The 26421-nt window shown below is 45.2% G+C and carries 21 protein-coding genes; 12 read left to right on the top strand and 9 right to left on the bottom strand.

The genetic code is table 11. The annotated features are described in order from the left end of the window. Nucleotides 1-52: 52 nt before the first annotated feature. Nucleotides 53-658: a LuxR/HapR/OpaR family quorum-sensing transcriptional regulator gene (locus tag ACED45_RS01265; RefSeq protein WP_019824386.1), complete on the bottom strand. Its 606-nt coding sequence runs from the start codon at nucleotides 656-658 to the stop codon at nucleotides 53-55. 337 nt (nucleotides 659-995) lie between these two features. Between ACED45_RS01265 and hpt the strand changes: the two genes are divergently transcribed. Continuing rightward, nucleotides 996-1526, top strand: coding sequence for a hypoxanthine phosphoribosyltransferase (hpt, locus tag ACED45_RS01260; protein ID WP_017633235.1), 531 nt, complete (start codon nucleotides 996-998; stop codon nucleotides 1524-1526). A gap of 75 nt (nucleotides 1527-1601) precedes the next feature. Here hpt and can read toward each other — a convergent pair whose 3' ends face one another. Then, on the bottom strand, nucleotides 1602-2270 hold the full coding sequence (gene can, locus ACED45_RS01255) for a carbonate dehydratase (RefSeq protein WP_048658190.1): 669 nt from the start codon (nucleotides 2268-2270) through the stop codon (nucleotides 1602-1604). Nucleotides 2271-2556: 286 nt separating this feature from the next. On the opposite strand from can, the gene ACED45_RS01250 reads away from it, so the two are divergent. From ACED45_RS01250 to ACED45_RS01240, 3 genes are all read left to right on the top strand, one after another. Beyond that, nucleotides 2557-4188 (top strand): SulP family inorganic anion transporter, encoded by a 1632-nt coding sequence (locus ACED45_RS01250; protein ID WP_371713172.1) that lies wholly within the window; start codon nucleotides 2557-2559, stop codon nucleotides 4186-4188. 348 nt (nucleotides 4189-4536) lie between these two features. Further along, entirely contained in the window at nucleotides 4537-5454 is a 918-nt protein-coding gene (locus ACED45_RS01245) for an ABC transporter ATP-binding protein (RefSeq protein ID WP_371713170.1), read from the top strand. A 1-nt stretch (nucleotide 5455) separates the two neighbouring features. Then, nucleotides 5456-6226 (top strand): ABC transporter permease, encoded by a 771-nt coding sequence (locus tag ACED45_RS01240; RefSeq protein ID WP_239833496.1) that lies wholly within the window; start codon nucleotides 5456-5458, stop codon nucleotides 6224-6226. A 104-nt stretch (nucleotides 6227-6330) separates the two neighbouring features. On the opposite strand, the gene panC is transcribed toward ACED45_RS01240, so the two are convergent. From panC to sfsA, 7 genes are all read right to left on the bottom strand, one after another. Further along, nucleotides 6331-7233 (bottom strand): pantoate--beta-alanine ligase, encoded by a 903-nt coding sequence (gene panC, locus ACED45_RS01235; protein ID WP_371713169.1) that lies wholly within the window; start codon nucleotides 7231-7233, stop codon nucleotides 6331-6333. Between the two features lie 8 nt (nucleotides 7234-7241). Further along, nucleotides 7242-8036: a 3-methyl-2-oxobutanoate hydroxymethyltransferase gene (gene panB / locus ACED45_RS01230; protein ID WP_371713168.1), complete on the bottom strand. Its 795-nt coding sequence runs from the start codon at nucleotides 8034-8036 to the stop codon at nucleotides 7242-7244. Between the two features lie 22 nt (nucleotides 8037-8058). Then, the gene (folK, locus tag ACED45_RS01225) at nucleotides 8059-8544 is read right to left on the bottom strand and encodes a 2-amino-4-hydroxy-6-hydroxymethyldihydropteridine diphosphokinase (RefSeq protein ID WP_004735459.1); all 486 of its coding nucleotides are present in this window, start codon (nucleotides 8542-8544) and stop codon (nucleotides 8059-8061) included. Beyond that, a complete protein-coding gene (gene pcnB / locus ACED45_RS01220) occupies nucleotides 8541-9896 on the bottom strand; it encodes a polynucleotide adenylyltransferase PcnB (protein WP_019819797.1) in 1356 nt (451 codons plus the stop codon). The genes folK and pcnB overlap by 4 nt, the downstream gene beginning before the upstream one ends. 183 nt (nucleotides 9897-10079) lie before the next feature. Next, nucleotides 10080-10955, bottom strand: coding sequence for a tRNA glutamyl-Q(34) synthetase GluQRS (gene gluQRS, locus ACED45_RS01215; protein WP_048658186.1), 876 nt, complete (start codon nucleotides 10953-10955; stop codon nucleotides 10080-10082). Between the two features lie 146 nt (nucleotides 10956-11101). Further along, entirely contained in the window at nucleotides 11102-11548 is a 447-nt protein-coding gene (gene dksA / locus ACED45_RS01210; RefSeq protein ID WP_004738189.1) for an RNA polymerase-binding protein DksA, read from the bottom strand. Between the two features lie 135 nt (nucleotides 11549-11683). After that, nucleotides 11684-12409, bottom strand: coding sequence for a DNA/RNA nuclease SfsA (gene sfsA, locus ACED45_RS01205; protein WP_136984196.1), 726 nt, complete (start codon nucleotides 12407-12409; stop codon nucleotides 11684-11686). Between the two features lie 34 nt (nucleotides 12410-12443). On the opposite strand from sfsA, the gene hrpB reads away from it, so the two are divergent. The 8 genes from hrpB to ACED45_RS01165 all read left to right on the top strand — a co-directional run bounded on the left by hrpB (nucleotide 12444) and on the right by ACED45_RS01165 (nucleotide 26351). Further along, the gene (gene hrpB, locus ACED45_RS01200) at nucleotides 12444-14942 is read left to right on the top strand and encodes an ATP-dependent helicase HrpB (protein WP_371713167.1); all 2499 of its coding nucleotides are present in this window, start codon (nucleotides 12444-12446) and stop codon (nucleotides 14940-14942) included. Beyond that, the gene (gene mrcB / locus ACED45_RS01195) at nucleotides 14939-17338 is read left to right on the top strand and encodes a penicillin-binding protein 1B (RefSeq protein ID WP_371713166.1); all 2400 of its coding nucleotides are present in this window, start codon (nucleotides 14939-14941) and stop codon (nucleotides 17336-17338) included. Before hrpB ends, mrcB begins: the two co-directional genes overlap by 4 nt. Nucleotides 17339-17376: 38 nt before the next feature. Then, the gene (locus ACED45_RS01190) at nucleotides 17377-19710 is read left to right on the top strand and encodes a patatin-like phospholipase family protein (protein WP_371713165.1); all 2334 of its coding nucleotides are present in this window, start codon (nucleotides 17377-17379) and stop codon (nucleotides 19708-19710) included. 272 nt (nucleotides 19711-19982) lie between these two features. Beyond that, nucleotides 19983-22571 carry a bifunctional aconitate hydratase 2/2-methylisocitrate dehydratase gene (gene acnB, locus ACED45_RS01185; protein WP_057622291.1) on the top strand — a complete coding sequence of 863 codons (2589 nt, stop codon included), beginning with the start codon at nucleotides 19983-19985 and terminating at the stop codon, nucleotides 22569-22571. A gap of 267 nt (nucleotides 22572-22838) precedes the next feature. After that, entirely contained in the window at nucleotides 22839-23207 is a 369-nt protein-coding gene (locus tag ACED45_RS01180) for a YacL family protein (protein ID WP_019824378.1), read from the top strand. 239 nt (nucleotides 23208-23446) lie between these two features. After that, entirely contained in the window at nucleotides 23447-23785 is a 339-nt protein-coding gene (gene glnK / locus ACED45_RS01175) for a P-II family nitrogen regulator (protein ID WP_004738200.1), read from the top strand. A 27-nt stretch (nucleotides 23786-23812) separates the two neighbouring features. After that, entirely contained in the window at nucleotides 23813-25042 is a 1230-nt protein-coding gene (locus ACED45_RS01170) for an ammonium transporter (protein WP_146490638.1), read from the top strand. A gap of 295 nt (nucleotides 25043-25337) precedes the next feature. Beyond that, nucleotides 25338-26351, top strand: coding sequence for a Fe(3+) ABC transporter substrate-binding protein (locus ACED45_RS01165; protein ID WP_371713164.1), 1014 nt, complete (start codon nucleotides 25338-25340; stop codon nucleotides 26349-26351). Nucleotides 26352-26421: the final 70 nt, after the last annotated feature.

Here is a 26421-nt window from a genome sequence, read left to right as displayed (position 1 = left end):
AATCTCGAATCTCGAATCTCGAATCTCGAATCTCGAATCTCGAATCTCGAATCTACTTATAGATGCACAGCATGTTTAGGTAGCTATCGGTTAAGCTTGAAAGCTCTTCAGGCGTTTCCACACGTTTCGCTTGAATGAACAGCGAGTAGCAGATGCCGTGGAATAGGTTCGCAAGATGTTTAGGGTCGTGATCGTCGCAAACTTCGCCGCGTTCAATCGCTTTGCTAAACATGTTTTGTACTAACATTTGGTTAGTGCGGTTTGTGGTTACGAATAGAGGCCACACTTCATCACGAGTCGAAGCGCTCCATTCAAACCATACGTTCAACCAATGGCTATCTTGAGCCACTAACGTCACCATTTCAGTCGCAATATTATGTAGGTTTTGTTTTGCGTGAATATCCAGATCGATATTGTCTGAAAGGAAGTTAGAGAATTGGCGTACAACGTGATTTAGCACTTCATCAACCAGATCTTCACGGGTAGGGAAGTAGTTAAATACGGTTGCTACAGACACCTGAGCGATGTCTGCAATATCAGCGTGTCCACCACGACCGATACCGCGGCGAGAGAATACCTCAAGAGCGATTTCCATCAATTGAAGTTTTCTTTTTAAAGGTGAAAGCCTAGTTCTAGGTCTCTTAGATATTGAGTCCATTTTGTTTTCCTTGCCAACGAAATTTTTATATTAATGATTTTATTATTATTTAAGCCAAGATGAGTGTAATGGTGCATATGCGAATGGTCAATCCTTTCAGCTTGTTTTATAGACAGTTACATCAAACTTGATACATAAAGCGTGATCAGCATTGATGTGAAAGGAGACGAGTATTGGATAAGGCACCAGCGCACATTTCATTGAGAATCTGACAGTAAATTCGAACCATAAGGTGGTGTGGGTATTTGAGCAGTGCTAGACTTACGCACAAAATTGAGCGACACAACTGACGAAACTGTCAACATTCGTCGCAATCACCAAATAAAATGAGAGCAGTATGAAGCATACAGTTGAAGTCATGATCTCTGAGCAAGAAGTTCAGGATCGAGTGAACGAACTAGGCAAACAGATCACGGAACACTACAAGGGTAGTGAAGATCTAGTTTTAGTTGGCTTATTGCGTGGATCTTTTGTCTTTATGGCGGATCTTGCTCGTGCTATCGATTTAACTCACCAAGTTGATTTCATGACCGCGTCTAGCTACGGCAACGGCATGGAAAGCTCACGTGATGTTCGTATTTTGAAAGACCTTGATGATGATATCCAAGGTAAAGATGTTCTACTTGTAGAAGATATTATCGATACGGGTAACACGCTGACTAAAGTGAAAGAGATTCTAAGCCTACGTGGTCCTAAGTCTATCGAAATTTGCACGCTACTAGACAAGCCTTCTCGCCGTGAAGTGACTGTAGATACAAAGTGGATTGGTTTTGAAATCCCAGATGAGTTCGTTGTTGGTGTTGGTATCGACTACGCACAAAAATACCGTCACCTACCGTACATCGGTAAGGTAGTACCTCAAGAGTAATCATTGCGCTTGTGGTTTAGAAGTCATTAAAAAGCCCGCTTGATGCGGGCTTTTTGTATTTATTACAGAAGGGGGTTAGCTTTGTTGACTAAGAAGAGGCGTCGTTAAGATCTTGTTTAATGCATCTAAGTGACTGTTCTCTAGGGTATCGTTACTTGAGCAACGTACGCCAAGGTCTTGCAGCTTGCCATCGCCAATACCATAAACCACACCGTGGATTTCAACTTCTTGGCCACGCTCCCACGCATTCTGCATAATGGTTGAGTTGCCTAGGTTATAAACCTGTTCTGCGACGTTAATTTCGCACAACTTGTCACCCCATTGCTCACGAGGTAGCCCTTCGATTTGCTTACGGTATTTTAGGTAGTTATCACGGATATGAAGTAACCAGTTGTTGATAAGGCCAAGTTTAGGGTTATCAATCGCCGCATTAACACCGCCACAACCGTAGTGACCGCAGACAATGATGTGTTTAACTTTGAGTACATCGACGGCGTACTGCACAACTGAGAGGCAGTTTAAGTCGGTATGAACCACTTGGTTCGCCACATTTCGGTGAACAAACAGTTCGCCAGAATATAAACCAGTGAGACGCTCGGCCGGAACACGGCTATCTGAGCAGCCAATCCATAGAAAACCAGGGCTTTGACCCTCTTCAAGCGTTGTAAAATACTCAGGTCGTTGAGAGCGAATTTCTTCTGACCATTTAGAGTTGTTTTCAAAAAGCTGTTTAATCTCTGGCATTTTGCGTCTTACATCCCTTAATTAAGAATCTCAACTATACACAATGTTACAAATTCAATCTCGTAAAAACTGTGTCAAATAGTACTCATCTGACGTGTACTCGTCGTTAAAATCATTAACTTAGCGTAGAAGCTACGATCCGGTTATAAGACATGAATAATGTGATTGAATTAACACTTTCTGAACACTTGATACATTTGTTAAAGTGATAAGGTTTGTCATTTCATCATCAGGAAGGTGTGTTTTGTTTGGAAGTCGTTTTACGGATATCAATCTCAAAGGGGATATGTTTGGTGGTGTCACTACAGCCATCATCTCATTGCCTTTAGCATTGGCATTTGGTGTTGCTTCTGGTGCGGGCGCGGAAGCTGGCCTTTGGGGAGCCATCATGGTTGGCCTATTTGCAGCTTTGTTCGGCGGTTCAAGCAGCCTGATATCTGAGCCAACCGGCCCGATGACAGTGATCATGACGGCGGTAATGACCAGCATGGTGGCTAAATATCCTGAAACCGGAATGGCAATGACCTTCACCGTGGTAATAATGGCAGGTGCATTTCAGATACTACTCGGTACGTTAAAGCTCGGAAAATACGTTACTTTGATGCCATATAGCGTGATCTCCGGATTTATGTCGGGTATCGGCGTTATTCTAATTATTCTGCAGTTGTCCCCTTTATTAGGACACGCTGCCCCCTCTGGAGGGGTGATGGGCACGCTTTCCGCACTTCCAGATACATTGGCTAATCTTAAAATCAGTGAGCTGTTTTTAGGTGCTTTGACGCTCGGTATTCTTTTTGGCTTCCCTGCTAAGTATCGTAAGTATGTACCCGCTCAACTGGTCGCTTTGGTTGCTGTGACGCTCTTGTCTGTCATTATTTTTGATACCGATTCTATTCGCCGCATTGGTGAAATCCCAGCCGGTTTGCCTTCTCTCGTTATCCCTACAATCAGCGCTGAACAGTTCACTACCATGGTTATTGATGCCTTGGTACTGGGTACACTTGGCTGCATTGATACGCTTCTGACCGCGGTTATCGGAGATTCACTGACTCGTAAAGAGCATGACTCAGACAAAGAACTTCGCGGCCAAGGCATTGCGAATATGATCTCTGGACTGTTTGGTGCACTACCTGGTGCGGGTGCGACTATGGGTACTGTAACCAATATTCAGGTTGGCGCGCGTTCTCCGCTTTCAGGTGTTATTCGAGCTTTAGTACTTGCGCTAGTGGTATTGGTTGCGGGTGGCTTAACAGAACCGATTCCTATGGCAGTGCTGGCTGGTATCGCGATGTATGTTGGTTTCAATATCCTAGATTGGAGTTTTATCCAACGCGCACACAAGGTTAGCTATGCCGGCATGGGCGTGATGTACGGCGTGATGCTCCTGACTGTGTTTGTCGACTTGATTATTGCTGTCGGATTGGGCGTGTTTATCTCGAATATTCTGATTATTGAAAGATTGAGCCGAGAACAAGCCAGACAAGTTAAGGCGATCAGTGATGGTGATGATGAAGACGATATCCCATTGACCGATAGCGAACGTCAGTTACTCGATAGTGCCAATGGTAAGGTTCTTTTCTTCTATCTTTCAGGGCCGATGATATTCAGCGTTTCAAAGGCGATTTCACGCCAGCACTCAAGTATCTCTGACTATGAAGCGATGATTCTAGACCTGACAGATGTTCCTATGATTGATGTCACTGTTGGCCTTGCGCTAGAGAATGCGATTAAGGATGCATTGGATGCGCAGTGTGAGGTGTACCTGCTGTGTCCTAATGAGAATACTCGTCAGCAACTAGAGAAGTTCCACGTGATTGACCTAGTACCTGAATCCAATACTTATCGATTCAGATATGAAGCCCTGACGGCAGCAACAAGCTATGTCGACAGAGATGAGCATCAATTTGAGTCAGTTTAATTTTCAGTAATAAGCGAACATGAATGAGCTGATATGAATAATCTAATATGAATAAGCTATAGACGCTCACTTCAAGGCTGATCATTAATGCCGTTAAGTGAATCACTTAGCGGCATTTTTATATTTACTGAACATTGATTTAGTCTTCACGTAGCCAAGACGCTTATTTTTTTCGAAAGAAACTCTCACACGATATTTGTATTCATCGTTAATCAACGATAAACTTGTTTGCAAAATGGCCGAGTAAACAAGTTTGGGTTAGTTTTCTGCTAGCTCGTTTTAAGCATTACTCTCTTCCTCAAGCTCGGTCGTCTACATCTTATCTATAGCAAATGGCAGTCTATCTCTATGTATGCATTAGAAATTGAGCAATTAAGAAAAACTTATGCTGGGGGCTTCGAGGCTCTTAAGGGCGTTAGTTTACAAGTAGAAAAAGGCGACTTTTACGCACTACTTGGTCCAAATGGTGCGGGTAAATCAACCACCATTGGTGTTATCTCTTCACTGGTAAACAAAACTTCAGGCAAGGTTAAAGTGTTCGGTTACGACATTGATACTGATCTGGAGTTGGCGAAGCAGAACTTAGGTCTAGTGCCCCAAGAGTTCAACTTTAACCCGTTCGAAACCGTTGAACAGATCGTGTTGCAACAGGCGGGCTATTACGGCGTGCCAAAAGCATTGGCGAAAGAGCGAGCGAAAAAGTACCTATCTCAACTCGATTTGTGGGAAAAATGTGGCGAACGTGCGCGTAACTTGTCTGGTGGTATGAAGCGTCGTTTGATGATCGCGCGTGCATTGATGCATGAACCTCATTTGTTGATCCTTGATGAACCAACGGCGGGTGTTGATATTGAACTGCGTCGTTCAATGTGGGAATTCCTAAAAGAGATCAATGAGAAGCAGGGCATTACCATTATCTTGACCACGCACTACCTAGAAGAAGCAGAAATGCTGTGTCGTAACATTGGCATCATCAATCGCGGTGAGTTGATTGAGAACACAACCATGAAAGCGCTGTTGGGCAAGTTGAGTGCTGAGACCTTTATTCTGGATCTGGAAGAAGGCACGACAGAACCTAAGCTTGAAGGTGTGAATAGCCAAGTCATGCTCAATGGCTCGCTAGAAATCGAAATCGATAAAAACCTAGGTTTGAATACCATCTTCGCTCAGTTGAGCGAGCAACAGGTGAAAGTCCTCTCTATGCGTAACAAAGCAAACCGTTTAGAAGAGCTATTCGTGAGTATTGTCCGTGAGGGGAGTAAATAATATGTACAGCCTATATTGGACAGCTTTCTGCAGTTTGTTGACTAAAGAGATCAATCGCTTCACGCGTATCTGGGTGCAAACTCTGGTGCCGCCAGCGATTACCATGACGCTTTATTTCATCATCTTCGGTAACCTGATTGGTGCTCGTATTGGTGAAATGAACGGCTTCAGTTATATGGAATACATTGTTCCTGGCCTGATCATGATGTCGGTGATCACTAACTCGTATTCCAACGTTGCTTCTTCATTCTTTAGTGCTAAGTTCCAAAAGAACATTGAAGAGTTGCTTGTGGCACCTGTTCCTAATTACGTGATTATCGCTGGCTTCGTAATGGGGGGTGTGGTTCGTGGATTGTTAGTGGGTACCATAGTAACGTTTGTATCTTTGTTCTTTGTCGACCTACAAGTTGACCATTGGGGCGTGATCATTGCGACGGTCTTTTTAACTTCAGTTGTGTTCGCTCTGGGTGGTTTGATTAACGCGGTGTTCGCACGCACGTTTGATGATATCTCGATCATTCCGACCTTCATCCTGACGCCGCTGACCTATCTTGGTGGTGTGTTCTACTCAATTAGCCTGTTGCCTGAGTTCTGGCAAGGTGTATCGAAGTTGAACCCTATCGTGTACATGGTTAACGCGTTCAGATATGGCTTCTTGGGTGTGTCTGATGTGGGTATTGTGACGTCGTTTGGTGTATTGGGTGTGTTTATCGTAGCGTTGTATGGTATTGCACACTACCTAGTGACTAAGGGTATCGGCTTACGTAGCTAATACGTAATTATCCAGGATTTATTAATGCTCCTGAATCGCAGGCAAAGAAAAAGGTCGATATATAATCGACCTTTTTTATGTTTTGCGTTAGGAGTAGAAACTGATTATTCAGTTACTTCTTCTTTCACTTCTTCTTTCACTTCTTCTTTGGTTTCCGTGACCAAATCTAAAACTTGGTTGTCGATAAGGCGAGTCTTACCTAGGAAAGCCGACATTAGAATCACAGCTTGAGTTGATTCTGGAGTAATCGCTTGCAGCGTTTTCGCATCACAAATGAATATCTCATCTGGTTCAAGATCGGCAGCGCGTAGCTGGTCGGTTGCATCTTCAATCACTGATGCGTAGTCATCGCGACCACCACGAATAGCACTGCTGATCCAGCGCATAGTACGCGCTAGAACTGGCGCTCGTTGGCGCTCGTCAATCGTTAGGTTACTATTGCGAGAGCTCATTGCTAAGCCATCCATTTCACGAACAGTCGCAACGCCCACAACTTTAATGTCTAACGCTAAGTCAGTGGTCATCTGGCGAATAACAGCAAGCTGCTGGAAGTCTTTTTTACCGAAGCATGCAAAATCTGGCTGAACAATGTTAAACAGCTTGGTGACAATCGTCGCTACGCCACGGAAGTGACCTGGACGAGACGCACCTTCAAGCATGTGAGATATGCCTGGGACCTCAACAAACGTTTGTTTGTCTAATCCCTCTGGGTACATCACATCTGGCGTGGGTGTAAATACTAGCTCAACGCCTTCGCCTGTCAGTCTGCTTAAATCTGCTTCTAACGTTCGAGGGTAGTTGTTTAGGTCGTCGGCACGGTCAAACTGCATTGGGTTTACAAAGATACTTACCACAACAATGTCTGCCAGTTCACGAGCTTTCTTTACAAGAGTCAGGTGACCTTCATGCAGGTTTCCCATTGTCGGTACAAAAGCAACCGTACGTCCATCACGCTTAAACTGTTTAATCTGCTCACGAAGAGCCGCTATCTCAGCAAAAGTTTGCATACTTACTCCTAAGCGATTGTATGAGCTTCATCAGGGAAGCGCGCGCTCTCTACTTCTTCTTTGTATAGAGCTACTGCTTTACGCATATCACCTGTTTCTGCTAGGAAATTCTTAGAGAACTTCGGCATGTAGTTCGCAGAAATACCGAACATGTCATGCATAACCAAGATCTGACCATCGGTAATATTACCTGCGCCGATACCGATTACAGGCACGTGACAAGCTTCTGTAATTCGTTTTGCCAATGAAGCGGGTACACATTCAAGTAGAACGATTTGAGCACCTGCGTTTTGTAGCGCTAGTGCGTCAGCAACCATTTTATCTGCTTGATCGTCGTCGCGACCTTGAACCTTGTAACCACCAAAGATGTTCACAGATTGAGGCGTTAAGCCTAAGTGTGCACATACTGGCACTGCACGTTCTGTTAGCATCTTCACAGTATCAACCAACCAGCTTCCGCCTTCGATTTTTACCATGTTCGCGCCAGCACGCATCAAGGTAGCTGCGCTCTCACAAGCTTGCTCTGGTGTTGCGTAGCTCATGAAAGGCATGTCAGCCATAAGAAGACAGTTTGGGCTACCAGCACGCACTGAGCGAGTATGATAAGCAATGTCTTCAACGGTTACTGGTAATGTATCGTTATGGCCTTGTAGAACCATACCCAGTGAATCACCGACAAGCAGTACAGGCATCTCTTGGCTTTCGAATAATTGAGCAAAGCTCGCATCATAAGCTGTCGACGTCGCGAATTTACGGCCTTCACGTTTGCATTTGATCAGGTCGTTAATGGTTACTTTTTTCATTGGTTTTCCTTAATGCGCTTGGCTATTGTTGCCAAACATTGAGCCCGTTCTTATCTACTATTTTCAGTAGTTCTGTCAGCTCAGTCCCATCAGGGAGTTGTAAACTTGGTGCGATTTCAGCAAGCGGGTAGAGTACAAACTCTCGTTCTTTCATTCCGTAATGAGGAACAATTAAGCGCTCTGAATCGATCACCTCATTGCCGTATAACACAATGTCGAGGTCCAAGGTTCTTGGCCCCCAACGCTCGTCTTTACGGACGCGCCCTTGCTCTAACTCGATCTTTTGAGTGCAATCAAGCAGTTCAATTGGCGTTAATTCGGTTTGGATAGCGACTACCGCGTTGATGTAGTCCGGTTGATTTTGCGGCCCCATTGGAGTGCTACTATATAGCTGAGAGGTCGCAATAAACGTTGATCGCGGTAGGCTTTTTAGCGTTTCGATAGCCAAATTTGCTTGGCTAACTGGGTCGGCAAGGTTGCTGCCGACCGCAATGTAAGCCGTTATCATTCTGATTGCTTACTCTTTTTGTTTCGGTAAGTCTTACGGCGACGATGGCCTGACTTTGATGGTGCTGCAACGTCGTTAGCCATCGCTTGACGCATGTTGCGACCGGCTGTTTGATAACGCTCCCACCATTTCGCAAGATCTTTAGTTTCGCCACCCTCAATCTCACCACGCATTTCTAGGAAATCGTAGCCTGCACGGAACTTGTTGAGCTCCATAAGACGAACAGCGCGTTTACCGTTGCGACGAGGCAGTCGAAGTTGCAGTTGCCAAACTTCGCGAATGGTTGCGGTGTGACGACGAGGAATCGCAATAGACTTTACTTGCTGATCAAGAATGATGTTACTCGCTTCCATGATCGCGTCGTAGTGCGCCATACCCTGTTCAGCGACAAGTTTGTCTGCCAGCTTGTTCATTGGGTACCAAAGCATCGCTGCGAACATGAATGCTGGGTTTACTCGCTTACCATCTTCGATGCGAAGATCGGTTGAATCGAGAACCAAATCAAGCATCTGCTCTGTGTGAGAGTCGTAATCTTCTGTGAAGTATTCCGCTACAGCTGGGAACATCTGCTGAAAGAGGTTGTACTCGCGCATTAGGTGGTAGGTTTCTAAACCGTGACCTGATTGCAGCAATTTCAGAGACTCTTCGTAAAGACGCGCTGCTGGGATATCTCTTAGAAGGTGCGCTAACTCTTCAATCGGGTCAGCTGTGTCTTCTTCAATATCGAAATCCAGTTTAGCGGCGAAGCGCATTGCACGTAGCATACGTACTGGGTCTTCACGGTAACGCGTTTCTGGATCGCCAATCAGGCGGATCAGTTTATCTTCTAAATCTTCTACACCACCCGCGTAGTCGTGGATGCTGTAGTCTGCAATGTTGTAGTACATCGCATTGATTGTGAAATCACGACGCTCTGCATCTTCATCAACACTGCCATACACGTTATCGCGCAATAGCATGCCTTCTTTCGATTGTGCAGACACGTTTTTCGATGGTTCTTGGTGGTGGCCACGGAAAGTTGCCACTTCAATGATGTCACGACCAAACATGATATGTGCCAAGCGGAAACGGCGACCGATAAGGCGACAGTTTCTGAAGAGGTGTTTGATTTGCTCTGGCGTTGCGTTGGTCGCAATATCAAAATCTTTTGGCTGAGAGCCTAATAAGATATCGCGTACACCACCACCGACTAGAAATGCGTCAAAACCCGCACCATTCAGACGATATAGCACTTTTAGTGCGTTGTCGCTGATCTGCTTGCGTGAAATATTGTGCTCTTGACGAGTATAAATATTCAGAGCTAATTCGTGGAATCCGCGTTGTTCGCTTGGGGTATTGTCGTTTGTATTCATTAGTTTAGAACAAAGTAGGTATCGCCAACTTTGTTTTTCTCTTAGTCCAAAGTGGTAGTGCAGAGTTTAATTGCGGCTAATAATAGCTTAGCGCGAGCCATTTGAGAACATCGTCTGCTTAACCACAGTGGTTGGTTATGGCATTTTTATGTGTCGTTTTTGCTATTTGCCGTGAGTTTCGAGCTAATTACAGTGCTCTTTTTGTAAACTATCAGGTAACTGACTGACGTTCCATTGTTGGCAGCCCCACAATAAAATCTCATCCATTGAAGCCTCACAAAGGGCTGTCGGGATATCAAAACCTAAGAATCGCATCGCGTTGAGTAACGTTGGTTTTGGATTGTCGAGATTGATTGCGGTGGCATGGTTCTGTTTTGACAGTTTATTCCCCAAGTCATCGGTTGCCAATGGTAAGTGCAAGTAGCTCACTGTTTTTTGCTTGAGCGTCTTGTACAAACTGATTTGTCGACCTGTTGGTTCTATCAGGTCTGCGCCTCTTACGACTTCCGTTACTCCTTGTTCGATGTCATCAAGGACAACGGCCAAGTTATAGGCAAACAATCCATCTCTGCGTTTAATAATAAAATCTTCTTCAGCTAATGCTTTAGGGATTTGAATCGTGCCGTGGCGCACATCATCAAAGGACTCTACAGGAAAATCCATGCGTAAGCGCACCGCTTGTTCACCTGAATCGATTAAGCCTGCATCTCGACAGTGACCATTGTAAAAGCCACCCAAAGCCTTTATCTGCTTACGAGTACATTGGCAGTAGTAGGCTTGTTTATCAGCGACCCATTGATCAATTTGAGCTTGATACATGTCGTGACGCTGGCTTTGATAAACGACTTCACCATCCCAAAATAGATGGTAAGCCTCAAGCGTCTTAAGAATCAGGTCTGCAGCGCCGGCCATTTCTCTTGGTGGATCTAAGTCTTCCATACGAACCAACCATTTTCCTTGGTTAGATTTTGCTTGGAAGTAACTACCAAGAGCAGCAACAAGTGAGCCAAAATGAAGAGGACCTGACGGTGATGGTGCAAAGCGCCCGATATAATTCATGTGTGAACAACCTAATCTGGATGGTACCGCAGTAGCCGATTCTTAAGACGTTTAACTGTCGTATTATTGTTTCTAACTCGCGCTTTAACGCTGAGTTCACCAACAAAAAAGGGAGCCAAGGCTCCCTTTCTTTACATCTGCAAGAATTAACCTTGCATCTGTTTCTCTTTGATTTCTGCAAGTGTTTTACAGTCAATACAAAGGTCAGCAGTTGGACGAGCTTCAAGGCGACGAATGCCAATCTCGATACCGCAAGAATCACAGAAGCCGAAATCGTCTTCTTCGATCTTGTCTAATGTCTTCTCAATTTTTTTGATAAGACGACGCTCACGGTCACGGTTACGTAACTCTAGGCTGAATTCTTCTTCTTGAGAAGCACGGTCAACTGGGTCTGGGAAATTCGCTGCTTCGTCCTGCATGTGGTGCACAGTACGATCAACTTCTTCCCTGAGCTGGTTGCGCCAAGCTGCTAAAATTTTTGTAAAATGTTCCGTTTGCTCAGGTGACATGTACTCTTCACCTGGCTTTTCTTGGTACGGTTCAACACCTGCGATGGCTAGGATGCCTAGCGCTTTTTTCTTAGATTCTGGCATACAGCATCTCCTATTTACACCTAGTCAACTGCAAAGCAGCTAATTTTAAGGCGGGTATCTATAGCAGAAAGAACGAATGGTGGCAAATACTCTTATTCAAACTTGCAATCAATGTGATTAGTTCAGCATTTTTGCTTAGCTATTGATAAATTCAACAGCTTGTTTTAGTTGTATTTGAGTATTGCTGAGCTCTGCTTTATAGCAAAGCACTTCAACTCCAGCGTCTTGTGCTTGTTTTAGTAATAACGAATATTTGGCGTCTATATGGTGTGCCGCAGACACTTTTTCAATACCTGAATGTAAAACAGTGAATAAAAGTACGGCTCTATTTCCAGATTCGACCATTTCTGTGAGTTCACGCAGATGTTTTTGGCCTCTGGTGGTGACCGCATCAGGGAAAAAGCCTTGCCCTTTAGTTGACGTTTCTTGCTCGTCGAGCAAAGTGACGCTTTTTACTTCGATATAACAAGGCGGCTTTTCGTTATCTTCAAGCAGAATATCAATGCGACTATTCTCACTGCCATATTTCACTTCGGTTCGTAACGCGTTATAGCCTAAGAGTTCAACTATAGTATTATTTTCAATTGCTTCCACTGCCAACTGGTTTGCTCGCGCAGTATTTACACAAATCCGGTGACCTTTGTCTGTTTCTGAGATCTCCCAGCTGTTTGGGTACTTTCTTTTTGCATTATCGGAGGTTGAGTACCACACCGTATTGCCAGGAGTCGCACATCCTGTCATCGCTCCAGTGTTAGCACAGTGGATAGTACGCTCGCTGCCGTCGGGAAGTTTGATGTCAGTGAGAAAGCGTTTATAGCGTTTAATAAGAGTCGCTGGCTCTAATGGGGGATTGAAGTGCATATTACTTATTTAGACAGGTAGGTTTTTATGTACAATGTTGCCAACATTACACCACAAGGTTCTCCCATTGCCACAACTGCCCATAGAAGCTGTGATGCCAGATCTGCTCGCTGGCGTAGAAACACACACTCAACTTATTCTAAAGGCCGCTCCCGGTGCGGGTAAGTCAACATTCTTCCCTTTACAGTTAGTTAAGACCAACGCCGTTCAAGGCAAAATCATCATGCTTGAACCGAGGCGCTTGGCGGCAAGGAATATTGCCACTTACTTAGCGAGCCAATTGGGAGAAGAGGTGGGAGAGAGCATTGGCTTTAGAGTTCGTGGTGAATCTAAAACCAGCAGTTCAACTCGCTTGGAAATCGTCACTGAAGGGATCATGACAAGAATGATCCAAACCGACCCTGAATTGACTGGGGTTGATATGGTGATCTTTGATGAATTTCATGAGCGCAGCATTCACGCCGATACCGCATTGGCGTTTAGCTTAGAGATCCAAGAGGCATTGCGTGACGATCTAAAGGTGGTTGTGATGTCGGCAACCTTAGATCAACACGCGCTGCAGTCTTTATTGCCTAATGCCAAATACGTAGAATCACAAGGTCGCACCTTTCCGGTCGATTTCCGTTATCAGCCTCTTAGCGCAAATGAATATCTAGCCCCTAAAATGGCTAGCGTGATTCGCTCTCTGATGGAGAAAGAGTCAGGCTCACTTCTAGCTTTTTTACCAGGCGTTTCTGCGATTAAGCAGGTGGAATCTCAACTTGAACAGCTTGCTGGTGATATCGATGTGTGTCCTCTTTACGGGCAACTTAGCTTTCCTCAACAACAGAAAGCGATCGAGTCATCAGAGAAAGGGCGTCGAAAGGTGGTATTGGCCACCAATATCGCGGAAACCTCTTTGACTATCGAAGGTATTCGATTAGTGGTGGACTCCGGGCTTGAAAGAGTCGCTAAGTTTGATTTGAAAACTGGTATCACCAAGCTCGAGCAAGTGAAAATCTCACAATCTTCTGCTGAACAACGAGCGGGTCGTGCAGGACGAATTGAAGAGGGCTTGTGCGTTCGTTTGTACAGCGAAACGCAACTAATGCAGCAACCTGCTGTACCAGAGCCTGAGATTCTTCATTCTGATTTGTCTTCGCTGGTGTCTGAATTTACGCAATGGGGCGCTGCGAATGCAGACGAGTTGCAATGGTTAGACATTCCGCCCCAAGCTGCAGTGGAGCAAGCCAAGCAACTGCTGCAAAGCCTTGATATATTAGACAGCAATGGTCAATTTACGGCGCTAGGTAAACTGGCTCAACGTTTAGGCCTTGAACCACGTATCGCCAGCATGCTGATAAAAGCGCAACAGAACGGCCAAGCATTGCTGAATGCTGCGATTGTCGCCGCCGCTTTACTTGAAGAGCCTGAACGCAACGTCACAGATATTCAGCATTCGTTGCACCGACTTAAGCAAAGAAAACATTCGAAAAATAACGTGGTGATGCAGCGAGCGAAAAGTCTCGCCAGCAAACTCAATCATCACTTAGATTTGTCACAAGCTGACGAATCATTGCTACCATTAGTGCTTTGTTTTGCCTTCCCGGACCGGATTGCACAAGTGAGAAGCGCGACCAGCAGTGCTTTCCGTCTTGCTAATGGCCACGGCGCCGAGGTTCGTGACGATGATCCATTGGCGAACAATGACTATATCGTAGTGATTGATTTGATGCGCAGCACAGGGCGAGCCAGTCAGATTTTCTTGGCCACCGCGGTTGATATTGCGCAGCTAGAAGCTCAATTTCCCAAACTGTTTGTGCGTTCCGATTACGCCGATTGGGATGAGAAGCGTGGCCGTTTAGTTGCCGAGCAGCGAGTGTCCCTGGGCAAACTGATTATCAGCACCAAAGCTTTACCCGATCCCGATTCGAATCAGGCGAGCCAAGCGCTGCTCAACTATGTCGCTCGATGCGGGCTGGATCGATTACATTGGACACCTTCGGCTAAACAGCTGGTTGAGCGTGTACGCTGCGCTCAGCTTTGGATGCCTGAACATGATTGGCCAGCGATGGATGACGCGAGTTTGGTTGAACATATTGATGAGTGGCTATCACCATATTTGAATGGCATTAAGTCGGCAAAAGGGCTGACTAGTGTTTCGATTGAGCAGGCGTTGTCTGCTTATCTTGGCTGGCCTTTGAATCAAGAGATAGACCAATGGTTACCAACGCACTATGTTATGCCGACAGGCAGCAAGAAGATCATTCGTTATCAATGTCAGTCTGAACCCGTGATCTCAGTGCGAATGCAGGAAGTCTTTGGTGAACAAGATTCGCCATTGATTGCGCAAGGGCGTAAAAAAGTCGTGCTTGAGCTACTTTCTCCAGCACAGCGACCACTGCAAATTACTCAAGATTTAGCTGGCTTTTGGGCTGGCGCGTACAAAGAAGTACAAAAAGAGATGAAAGGCCGTTACCCAAAACATCCTTGGCCGGATGACCCTGCTAACCATGTAGCAACCACTAAAACCAAACGACAGTTGAATCGATGATGACCAAAATGTTAACGCCAAAAAAGGCACCACCTAAAAAAGCGCCAACAAAGAAGTCACCCGCGACCAAAGCCAAGCCAAGAAAACCAAGAGCGGCTGCAAAAAAGACCAAACTTAAGGCTAAGAAGTCAGGTCAAAGAGGTTGGTTGAAGATCCTGTGGGGTATTTCTTGGAAAGCGGGCATAGCGCTCGCGGCATTGCTGTTGTTTGTCGGTATTTATCTTGATTCTGTGGTCAAGCAGCGTTTTGAAGGTCAGCTGTTTGATTTGCCAACTGTGGTTTATGCGCGAGTACTAGACCTGTCTCCTGGAACTCCAGTGAGTTTGGTGCAGGTTAAGAATGAGCTCGATGTGCTTAATTATCGTAAGGTGAACGCGCCTCGTCACCCGGGCGAATACTCCTCTTCTTCAACCAAGATTGAAATGATTCGTCGTCCGTTCGAGTTTGTCGATGGACCCGAAGCGGATCGTCATGTGATGCTGCATTTCAACGGTAACGAGTTAACTCGAATTCAGTCGCTAGAGAAGAAAGGCGACATGGGGTATTTGCGTGTTGAGCCGAAAATGCTTGGCATGCTTGAGAAAAGTAACGATGAACAGCGACTGTTCTTAAAACGTAACCAATTCCCAGAAGTGATGGTTGATGCGCTACTGGCGACCGAAGACAGAAATTTCTATCAACATGATGGGGTTTCGCCATTGGCGATCGCTCGTGCGATGGTGGTGAATGTTAAAGCCGGGCGCACGGTACAAGGTGGTAGTACGCTGACTCAGCAGTTGGCGAAGAACCTGTTCTTGTCCAGTGAACGTACATTGTGGCGTAAGGTTCGTGAAGCCTACATTGCGCTTATCTTAGACCATCGTTACAGCAAAGATCGTATTCTAGAGGCTTACTTAAACGAGGTTTACCTTGGGCAAAATGGCGGGCAAGCGATTCATGGTTTCGGTTTGGCGTCTCGCTTGTACTTCGGTCAACCTATTCAAGAGCTCCGTATTGATCAGCTAGCACTGCTTGTCGGTATGGTAAAGGGACCTTCGTATTACAATCCGGTTCGTTATCCTGAGCGTGCTAAGACTCGACGCGATCTGGTGCTTCGCTTGTTGATGCAGCAAGACATATTAACTCCGCGACAATACGAAGAAGCGGCGAGTCGTGATTTGGATATTCAAGACAACCCACGTATTGCTAGCCGTCAGCCCGCTTACTTCCAGCAAGTCAATATTGAGCTTAAGAAGTATGTCGGCGATCGATTTGAAGCGAAAAAAGGCATTCGAGTTTTTACCTCTTTGGATCCGGTTTCCCAAGACAAGTTAGAGAAGTCGATTGCACGTAAGGTGCCTGATTTATCGAAAACCGCAGGTAACAAACTGGAAGCTGCAGCTATTGCCGTGGACAGAAATACCGGTGAAATCCGAGCTATGGTCGGTGGTAAACGTACTGGCTACGATGGTTTTAACCGTGCCTTGAATGCGAGTCGTCCTATTGGTTCTTTGGTTAAGCCTGCAATCTACTTAACCGCCTTAGAACAACCCCAAAAGTACACGTTGGCGACAACACTGAAGGACACGCCACTGAGCTTGAAAGGCAGTAAAGGCAGCGTATGGAGCCCAAGAAACTTCGATCGTAAGTTCCGCGGAGATGTGCCCTTGTATGTGGCGCTTTCTAAGTCTTACAACGTACCTACCGTTCGTTTGGGCATGCAGTTAGGCATTGATAGCGTCTCGGATACGATTGAAAAGCTGGGTGTCGATAAAAATGAGATACGCCCAGTGCCGTCGATGTTTTTGGGTTCGTTCTCACTGACTCCGTTCCAAGTAGCGCAGGTGTACCAAACCATTACCAACTCTGGTCGTATCGCACCTTTGTCTGCTCTTCGTTCTGTGGTTGATAATGATGGCGAGGTTTTATATCAATCAATCCCTCGCGTATCGCAAAGTGTTGATCAGCAAGCTGCTTGGTTAACAACTTATGCGATGAAGCGTGGTGTATCGGAAGGTACGGGTCGTTTCCTACAAGGTCAGTTTGCTTGGGCAGGGTTAGCCGGTAAAACGGGCACCAGTAATGACAGTCGAGACAGTTGGTTTGTTGGGGTTGATGGCCGTGAAGTCACCACCATCTGGCTAGGGCGCGATGATAATAAGCCGACTAAATTAACGGGCTCAAGTGGTGCGTTACGTGTCTATGCCGATTATCTTAAACATAGAACTCCGGAGCAATTATTACTGCCTTGGCCGAATGGGATTACGACGGCCAGTTTTACTCGAACTTCTGAAGGGGCTTTAGAGTTTGACTGTGATGGTGCGGTGAAACTGCCTGTTTGGGATGAGAATGGAAACATTAAAAAGGGCTGTGAAAGTCAGCCAAAACAGTGGCTAAAGAAGCTTTTTCAGTGGTAAAGTCACAATAGAAAAGAATGACAAGGATAGTTTAAAGAATGATTTCTCGTTGGATAGTGAGCGGCTTAGGCATTGTGGGTACTGTAATCAGTTTTCAGCTGTTTGCATCTACCGCGACACAGGTTGATCAATCTCAGCAAGCTGAACAAGCTCATAAAAGGCCAACCGTTGCTGTCGTTCTTGCTGGTGGTGGTGCCAAAGGTGCAGCTCACATTGGTGTACTTAAAGCCTTAGAAGAGATGCAAATCCCGGTGGATTATATTACCGGTACCAGTATGGGCTCATACGTTGGTGGTCTTTATGCGACAGGGATGAGCGCAGACGAGATCGAGAGCTTTATTTATACGGTTGATTGGAATCGTGGTTATCGTGATCGCGTTAACCGTAGTGATCGCCGAGTGCGTGACAAAGAGTATGAAGACCGTTACCAACTGAACACTGACCTTGGTTTAGGTTGGGGCGAAATCAAAGCAAGGAAAGGAGTGGTTCAAGGTCAGAATATGTTGCGTATTCTACGTGAGACCACAGGTAACCTCTCTCCACTCGACTCTTTTGACCATCTTGCTATTCCCTACCGTTCAGTCGCAACTGACATTATCGAACTTGAAGAAGTGGTCATCGATCATGGTCACCTTGTCGATGCCATGATGGCCAGTATGTCGGTACCCGGTGCGCTTCCCCCTTATTCGCTAGATGGTCGAATGCTGGTTGATGGTGGTGTCACCAATAATATGCCAGTCGACGTTGCCAGAGCGATGGGAGCGGACATTGTCATTGCGGTGGATATCAGTACCAATTACAAAGGCAAAGAAGACTTCACGAATTTTCTAGCGGCAGCTGACCAACTTTCTAATTATCTGGTTCAACGCAGCACTCAGGAGCAAGCTGAAACACTGACCGATGATGATGTTTTCCTACGCCCTGATGTTGGGCAAATGGAGACGACAGAATTCGATAAAATGCCGGGTGCCTACCAAGCCGGTTATGACGCAGCGATTCAGAATAGCTCCGAGCTTTCTAAGCTGTCACTCTCTAACGCAGACTATCAGCATTATATCGAGGACAAACAAAAAGCACGCAGACAGCTGAAGCACGGTGATAAGACCGTCGTTGACCGAGTTGTTATCAATAACAATACTCACTATTCCGATAAGCTGATCGAAAACCGTTTAAACCTAGATTCCGGTAAGATCTTAAAGACCAGTGAAATTGAATCTAAAGTGCAAGACCTCTATGCACTGGATAGATTTGAGTTAGTCACTTATGAGTTTGATAATGTTGACGGTGAAGAGCAACTTACGGTGAATGTGGATGAAAAGTCTTGGGGGCCAAACTACCTCAACTTTCGTTTCTTTCTTGAAGATGCTTTCTCTACTACCAGCCAGTACTCGATCGGTGTTTCAGCCAACTTTACCGATATCAACTCGCACGGTGCAGAGTTAAGAACCAATATCGAGATGGGTACGGATAAACGAATTGAGGCCGAACTCTACTCGCCATTCTTTTCGAGCCAAAAATTGTTCACTTCAGCATCGATTGTTTACAGTAAGCAGAACAGAAACCTCCCGGTCGATATTGACGAAATTGAAGAGCCAACACTAGACGTAACGAACGACTACTTTCCAATGACTTATAGCGAGTATGTCGGAGAGTTAGCATTAGGCTATCAACCTACCTTGTGGCAAGAGCTGAAATTCGGCCTTCGCTATACTGATGGGGATGTTGAGGTGGCTTCTTTACCTTCATTGGGCAGTGGTGGCTATAAACGTATTGGTGGCTTTATGGGCTATCGACTGGATACTTTGGATAACTTCAGCTTGCCGACTAAGGGCTTCTTTGTCGATTTGGAGTACCTTGTCTCCCATGATGATTTTGATAATGACAGCTCTGTTGGTGAATCGGATTTAACGTCTGAGAGCGATACGGTTTATGAGTTTTCAGCCAATTTCATGGCTGCACAAAGTATTGAGAAGCATACTTTAGTCGCAAAGCTCGATTACGGCATTGTAGAAAGTAAAAATTCAGTCTTTCCAATTGATCCGAAAGAGCTAGGAGGGTTCCTCAATCTATCCGGTATTCCAAGGAATAGCTTGATCGGTCAAAACTTAGCATACACCAGTTTGATTTATCGCTATAAGTGGTTTGAAAATGACTTCGGTCTCTTTAAATCACCATTCTATGTGGGGGCATCCATTGAACATGGTGGTGTTTGGTCGAACAATGATTTGAGTATTGATGAAGCGCCAATGTACACCGCGGGTTCTGTTTTCGCAGGTGTCGATTCACCCATCGGGCCGATCATTTTAGCTTATGGCCGAACCGAAGATAACTTCGATTCGGTGTATCTGATTGTAGGTACTTCCTACAAATAATCATGCGTAGAGTCGCCATTTAAGTGCGTAATTAGGCAAAAATAGTGGGACTTTCGTCTTAACTTGCTATGTTGGTCAAAATGATAAGATTTTAATTTAACGTTAAATTTGCTATTCTACCGCCCACAGTTTGGCCTCTATGACGCCGCTCATCAATACAAATTGAATGACAAAAATGGCAATGGAGAGCCAAGTTTCCAAGGATGTTCACTTCTTTATTTTACTAACAATTATGAAGGGAAGAAGTGAACCGCAATGAGAGGAAAAAAGTCGTGCTTGAAGCCTACCGTAAACACGTCGAAGAACGTGCTGCCGAAGGAGTTGTTCCAAAACCACTAGATGCTGAGCAGGTAGCTGGCCTAGTTGAACTTCTGAAGAATCCACCTCAAGGTGAAGAAGAAATCATTCTTGACCTACTAGAAAACCGCATTCCACCGGGTGTAGATGAAGCTGCTTATGTAAAAGCTGGCTTTCTTACGGCTATCACTAAAGGTGAAGTAGCTTCTCCACTAGTAAGCAAAGCAAAAGCTGCAGAACTGCTTGGTACTATGCAAGGCGGCTACAACATCGAATCTCTAGTATCTCTACTAGACGATGCTGAGCTTGCTCCAATCGCTGTTAAAGCGCTATCTCATACTCTACTGATGTTCGATGCGTTCTATGACGTAGAAGAGAAAGCGAAAGCTGGCAATGCATCTGCACAACAAGTACTTCAATCTTGGGCTGATGCTGAATGGTTTACAGCGAAAAACAAAGTAGCGGAAAAGATCACCGTTAAAGTATTTAAAGTTACCGGTGAAACTAACACTGATGACTTATCTCCAGCGCCTGATGCATGGTCACGTCCTGATATCCCAGTGCACGCGAAAGCGATGCTGAAGATGGAACGTGATGGCATTACTCCTGATGAGCAGGGTAGTGTTGGTCCAATCAATCAAATTGAAGAAATGCAAAAAGATGGCATTCCACTGGCTTACGTTGGTGATGTTGTTGGTACAGGTTCTTCACGTAAATCGGCAACCAACTCAGTACTTTGGTTCATGGGTGAAGATATCCCATTCGTACCAAACAAGCGTACTGGCGGTGTTTGTCTTGGTGGTAAAATTGCACCAATCTTCTACAACACAATGGAAGATTCAGGCGCACTACCAATTGAACTGAACGTACAAGACATGAACATGGGCGATATCATTGATATCTACCCGTACGAAGGTGTTGTTCACAAGAACGGTTCTGTAATTTCAAACTTTGAGCTAAGCAAAGTTCTTCTCGATGAAGTGCGTGCTGGTGGCCGTATTCCACTGATCATTGGTCGTGGCCTAACAGGTCGTGCTCGTGACGCTCTAGGTCTAGCTGAAACGGATCTGTTTGCTAAACCAATCGATCCATCTGCATCTGATAAAGGCTACACGCTAGCTCAGAAGATGGTAGGTAAAGCATGTGGTGTTGAAGGTGTGCGTGCTGGTCAGTACTGTGAACCTAAAATGACGACAGTCGGTTCTCAAGATACGACCGGTCCTATGACTCGTGATGAGCTTAAAGATCTGGCGTGTCTTGGTTTCTCAGCAGACCTTGTAATGCAGTCTTTCTGTCACACATCTGCATACCCGAAACCTGTTGATGTAAACACTCACCATACGCTACCTGATTTCATCATGAACCGTGCGGGTGTTTCACTTCGTCCGGGTGATGGAGTTATCCACTCATGGCTAAACCGTATGCTTCTTCCTGATACTGTAGGTACAGGTGGTGACTCGCATACTCGTTTCCCTCTAGGTATTTCATTCCCTGCGGGTTCTGGCTTGGTAGCATTTGCTGCCGCAACCGGCGTTATGCCTCTTGATATGCCTGAATCTATCTTGGTTCGCTTTAAAGGCGAAATGCAACCGGGTATCACGCTACGTGACCTAGTACATGCCATTCCTCTTTATGGTATCAAGCAAGGCCTACTAACCGTAGAGAAAGCAGGTAAGATCAACGAATTCTCTGGTCGTGTACTAGAAATTGAAGGTGTTGAGCACCTATCTGTTGAGCAAGCATTTGAGCTTTCTGATGCATCTGCTGAGCGTTCTGCTGCAGGTTGTACGGTTAAGCTATCTCAAGAGTCGATCGATGAGTACCTGAACTCGAATATCGTTATGCTTAAGTGGATGATCGCGGAAGGTTACGGTGATGTTCGTACGATTGAGCGTCGTATCACTGCAATGGAAGAGTGGTTAGCGAACCCTGAGTTGCTATCTGCTGATTCAGATGCGGAATACGCGCACGTTATCGAGATTGATCTTGCTGACATCGATCAACCAATCCTTTGTGCACCAAACGATCCAGATGATGCTCGTCTTCTTTCTGACGTTCAAGGTACTGAGATTCAAGAAGTGTTTATCGGTTCTTGTATGACGAACATCGGTCACTTCCGTGCTGCTGGTAAGATGTTAGAAGAGTTTAACGGCTCGCTAAATACTCGCCTATGGGTGGCTCCGCCAACCAAGATGGATAAAGATCAGCTGACAGAAGAAGGCTACTACGGCATCTTCGGTCGTGCTGGGGTTCGTATTGAAACTCCGGGTTGTTCACTGTGTATGGGTAACCAAGCTCGTGTTGCTGATGCTGCGACGGTAATGTCTACCTCTACTCGTAACTTCCCGAACCGTTTGGGTACAGGCGCGAATGTTTACCTAGCGTCAGCTGAACTTTCTGCGGTTGGTGCGATTCTAGGTCGTATTCCAACGAAAGAAGAGTACCTAGAGTACGCTGATAAGATCAATGCAACGGCTGCTGATACATACCGTTACCTGAACTTCCATAAAATGGGTCAGTACACGGAAAAAGCGGACACGGTTATTTTCCAAGAACCAGCCTAGTTCCTCGTCATATTTGTAGCGGCAGCGTTGTTGACTGCGTACGTTCACCCTAATCACATAGAGCTTCTATGCTCATAGGGATGAACGTACTTGTCGCCTAGCTGCCACTCCAACTATTTAGAGGAACCCAAATGATAGAGCGTCTACTTCGGTAGGCGTTTTTTTATGTCTGAATGTTAGAAGACGAGCGACTCGATCTCTTGATGACTTCGCTATATACTCTCGCCTCATTTTTAACCCTATCTGTCATTAGTGCGCGGAGCCTTTATGGAATTTGAATTTACAAGAAACACTTTAATGGGCGAGTACTATGTAAAGTGCAGTATGGGGCACGAGATCGTTGGCCGCTGGTTACAAGAAGAGATCGGCAAAGATAAGCAGAAACTAGATCATGTGATGGCGCTTATTGAGCAATCTCGACAAGACCTGAGCAATGAAGTGACGCTACTTGGCAAAGAGATTAGCCTTGCCATCAATGAAGATGAAGTCACGATTCAAGAAAACGTGTTAGCGCATGAGCAAGAAATGGAAGAGGGCAGTGAGTTCGACTTCTATAACTGTGAAAGCCAAGCAAGCTGTGGAATCGATGATTTTGAACTACTCATCGAACGCTGGATGGATTTTTTAGGTTACTAGTTTCTAACACCTATTTGTTAGTCATTCAGAGCTTTGAAGGCTCCGTTGCCCAAATCTGGAGCAATAAGAGCAATACGCATTAAGATAGTGAAAAGGCCGCACCATATTGGTGCGGCCTTTTTTGTTTTTATAGTCCTATTATGTATATTTGATTGAAAATCAAACACTTAACTTTTTGGCACGCTACTTGGATTGTTATAAGAGAATTAACGGATTAAGTAAGAATTTAAGGAACGAATATGAAATTAATAAATGCCATTGTTAAGCCATTCAAATTAGACGATGTACGCGAAGCGCTCTCTGATGTGGGTATTGAAGGTATGACGGTCTCTGAAGTGAAGGGCTTTGGTCGTCAGAAAGGACACACAGAATTGTACCGTGGTGCAGAGTACCAAGTCGACTTCCTACCAAAAGTGAAGCTAGAGATTGCTACTCAAGCTGAAAACGTTGACCGAGTTGTTGAAGCAATCAGTCAAGCGGCACACACAGGTAAAATCGGTGACGGTAAGATTTTTGTGTATGACCTAAGCCAAGCCGTACGAATCCGTACTGGTGAAATGGATGCTGAAGCACTTTAAAGAATTACAAGGACTGGAGACTTTAATATGGAACTTACAACAACAGTAACGGAACTACGTTACGCACTAGACACTTTTTTCTTCCTCATTTCAGGTGCGTTGGTAATGTGGATGGCAGCAGGCTTCGCGATGCTTGAAGCTGGCCTAGTTCGTTCAAAGAACACCACAGAAATTTTAACTAAGAACATCTGCTTGTACGCGATTGCTTGTACAGCGTTCTTAGTGGTTGGTTACAACATTATGTATGTCGACAACGGCGAAGGCGGTTGGTTGCCATCATTCGGTACTCTGATTGGTACTCAAGGTGAAGGCGCAGACCACTCTCTAGAATCAGACTTCTTCTTCCAGGTAGTATTCGTTGCAACTGCCATGTCTGTGGTATCTGGTGCAGTTGCTGAGCGTATGAAACTTTGGTCGTTCCTTATCTTCTCGGTAGTACTAACAGCATTCATTTACCCAGTTGAAGGTTACTGGACTTGGGGCGGTGGTTTCCTATCAGAAGCGGGTTTCAGTGACTTTGCAGGTTCGGGTATTGTACATATGGCCGGTGCAGCAGCTGCATTAGCAGGTGTTCTACTACTTGGTGCTCGTAAAGGTAAATACGGTAAGAACGGTGAAATCTACCCGATTCCTGGTTCAAACATGCCGCTTGCAACACTAGGTACATTTATTCTTTGGTTTGGTTGGTTCGGTTTCAACGGCGGTTCTCAACTGATGGTTTCAGATTTCGAGAACGCGACAGCAGTGGGTCAAATCTTCCTTAACACCAACGCAGCTGCAGCAGCAGGCGCAATCGCAGCACTACTAGTATGTAAAACGACTTGGGGCAAAGCAGACCTAACAATGATTCTTAACGGTGCGTTAGCTGGCCTAGTAGCAATCACTGCAGACCCTCTATCTCCATCTCCTCTGTTCGCTGTGGCTATTGGTTCAGTGTCTGGTGCGCTAGTTGTGTTCAGCATCATCGCTTTAGATAAAGCTAAGATTGATGATCCAGTTGGTGCTATCTCAGTGCACGGTGTGTGTGGTTTCTTCGGTCTAATGGCAGTGCCACTGAGTAATACTGACGCAACGTTTAGTGCTCAACTATTGGGTGCTGCCGTAATCTTCGCATGGGTATTCGGTGCGAGCCTAGCGGTATGGGCAGTGCTTAAAGCAACAATCGGTATTCGTGTTAGTGAAGATGAAGAGCTAGAAGGTATGGACATGCACGATTGTGGTGTCGGCGCTTACCCAGAATTTGTATCAGTAAAATAATCAATAGTATTTGTCTAATCTGAACGGGTTAGGCAGGGCAAAGCAAACCCCATAGCCATTGGTTGTGGGGTTTTGTTATTAATGGTCGAGTAGTTTTGATTGATGTAGATAAACCGAGCTAGCCGGCAACTCTTCGCAAGAATAAGCGGTCACTTTGAAATGAATTGTTACAAAAGTGCGAGGCTGATGACGCAGAGCGAACAATTTTTTTGTCGGACATCATTGTAATTGTGTTACTGATGAATATAATAACGCAACTGATATAGATTATCATTTCGATATAAAGGATTTTACCATGAAAAAACTGCTAACACTTTCAGCTCTAGCGTGTAGTGTCATTGCCCCTGCTGCAATGGCTGCGGAAGAAGTGAACGTATACTCTTACCGTCAACCTTTCCTAGTTGAACCAATGTTCAAGGAATTCACAAAAGAGACTGGCATTAAAGTAAACGTTAAGTTTGCTAAAAAAGGTTTAGCAGAAAAGTTAGCTCAAGAAGGCGAATACAGCCCTGCAGACGTAGTGTTAACTGTAGACATCAGTCGTCTATCTGAGCTAACTAAACAAGGTTTAGTTCAGTCTGTTGAAAGCGAAGTTCTTGAAAAGAATATTCCTGCTCAATACCAAGATACAAACAATGAGTGGTTCGCTCTAACAACACGTACACGTAGCGTTTACTCTTCTCGTGACCGTGTTGGTCGTCTAGGTGAGGAGTTTACTTACGAAGATCTAACTAAGCCTGAATTTAAAGGCAAGATCTGTACGCGTAGCGGTAAGCACCCATACAATGTTTCTCTAGTATCTTCGATGATAGCTCACAAAGGTGAAGCTGAAACGAAAGAGTGGCTAGAAGGCGTAAAAGCTAACCTAGCACGCAAGCCTCAAGGCAACGATCGCGCACAAGTTAAAGCGATTAAAGAAGGCCTATGTGATGTTGCTCTTGGTAACAGCTACTACCTAGGCAAGATGGTTAACGATCAAGAGCAAAAAGCTTGGGCTGACGCTGTTTACATTAACTTCCCTAACCAAGAGACAACGGGTACTCACGTGAATATCTCTGGTATGGCAATGGCTAAATACTCTCCAAACGAAGAGAATGCCGTTAAGCTAATGGAATTCCTATCGGGTAACACAGCACAAAGCATGTACGCAGAAGTGAACTATGAATACCCAGTGAAAGCTGATGTTAAACCTTCTGAGCTTGTTGCTTCATGGGGTGAATTCAAAGCAGATACAATTTCTCTAGACCAAATTGCTGACCATCACGCAGCAGCAATCAAACTATTAGACGAAGTTAAGTTTGATCTTTAATTTATTACTGTAGGCTTCGGCCCAAGTAAAATGACAACCTCAAGTCACCATTTTCGGTCACTTGAGGTTG

The organism is Vibrio crassostreae (genome assembly GCF_041439375.1).
In the GTDB taxonomy this organism is placed as follows: Bacteria; Pseudomonadota; Gammaproteobacteria; order Enterobacterales; family Vibrionaceae; genus Vibrio; species Vibrio crassostreae_D.
Note: the sequence above shows the minus strand (reverse complement) of the source record. Positions and strands in the feature narration are given on the sequence as shown.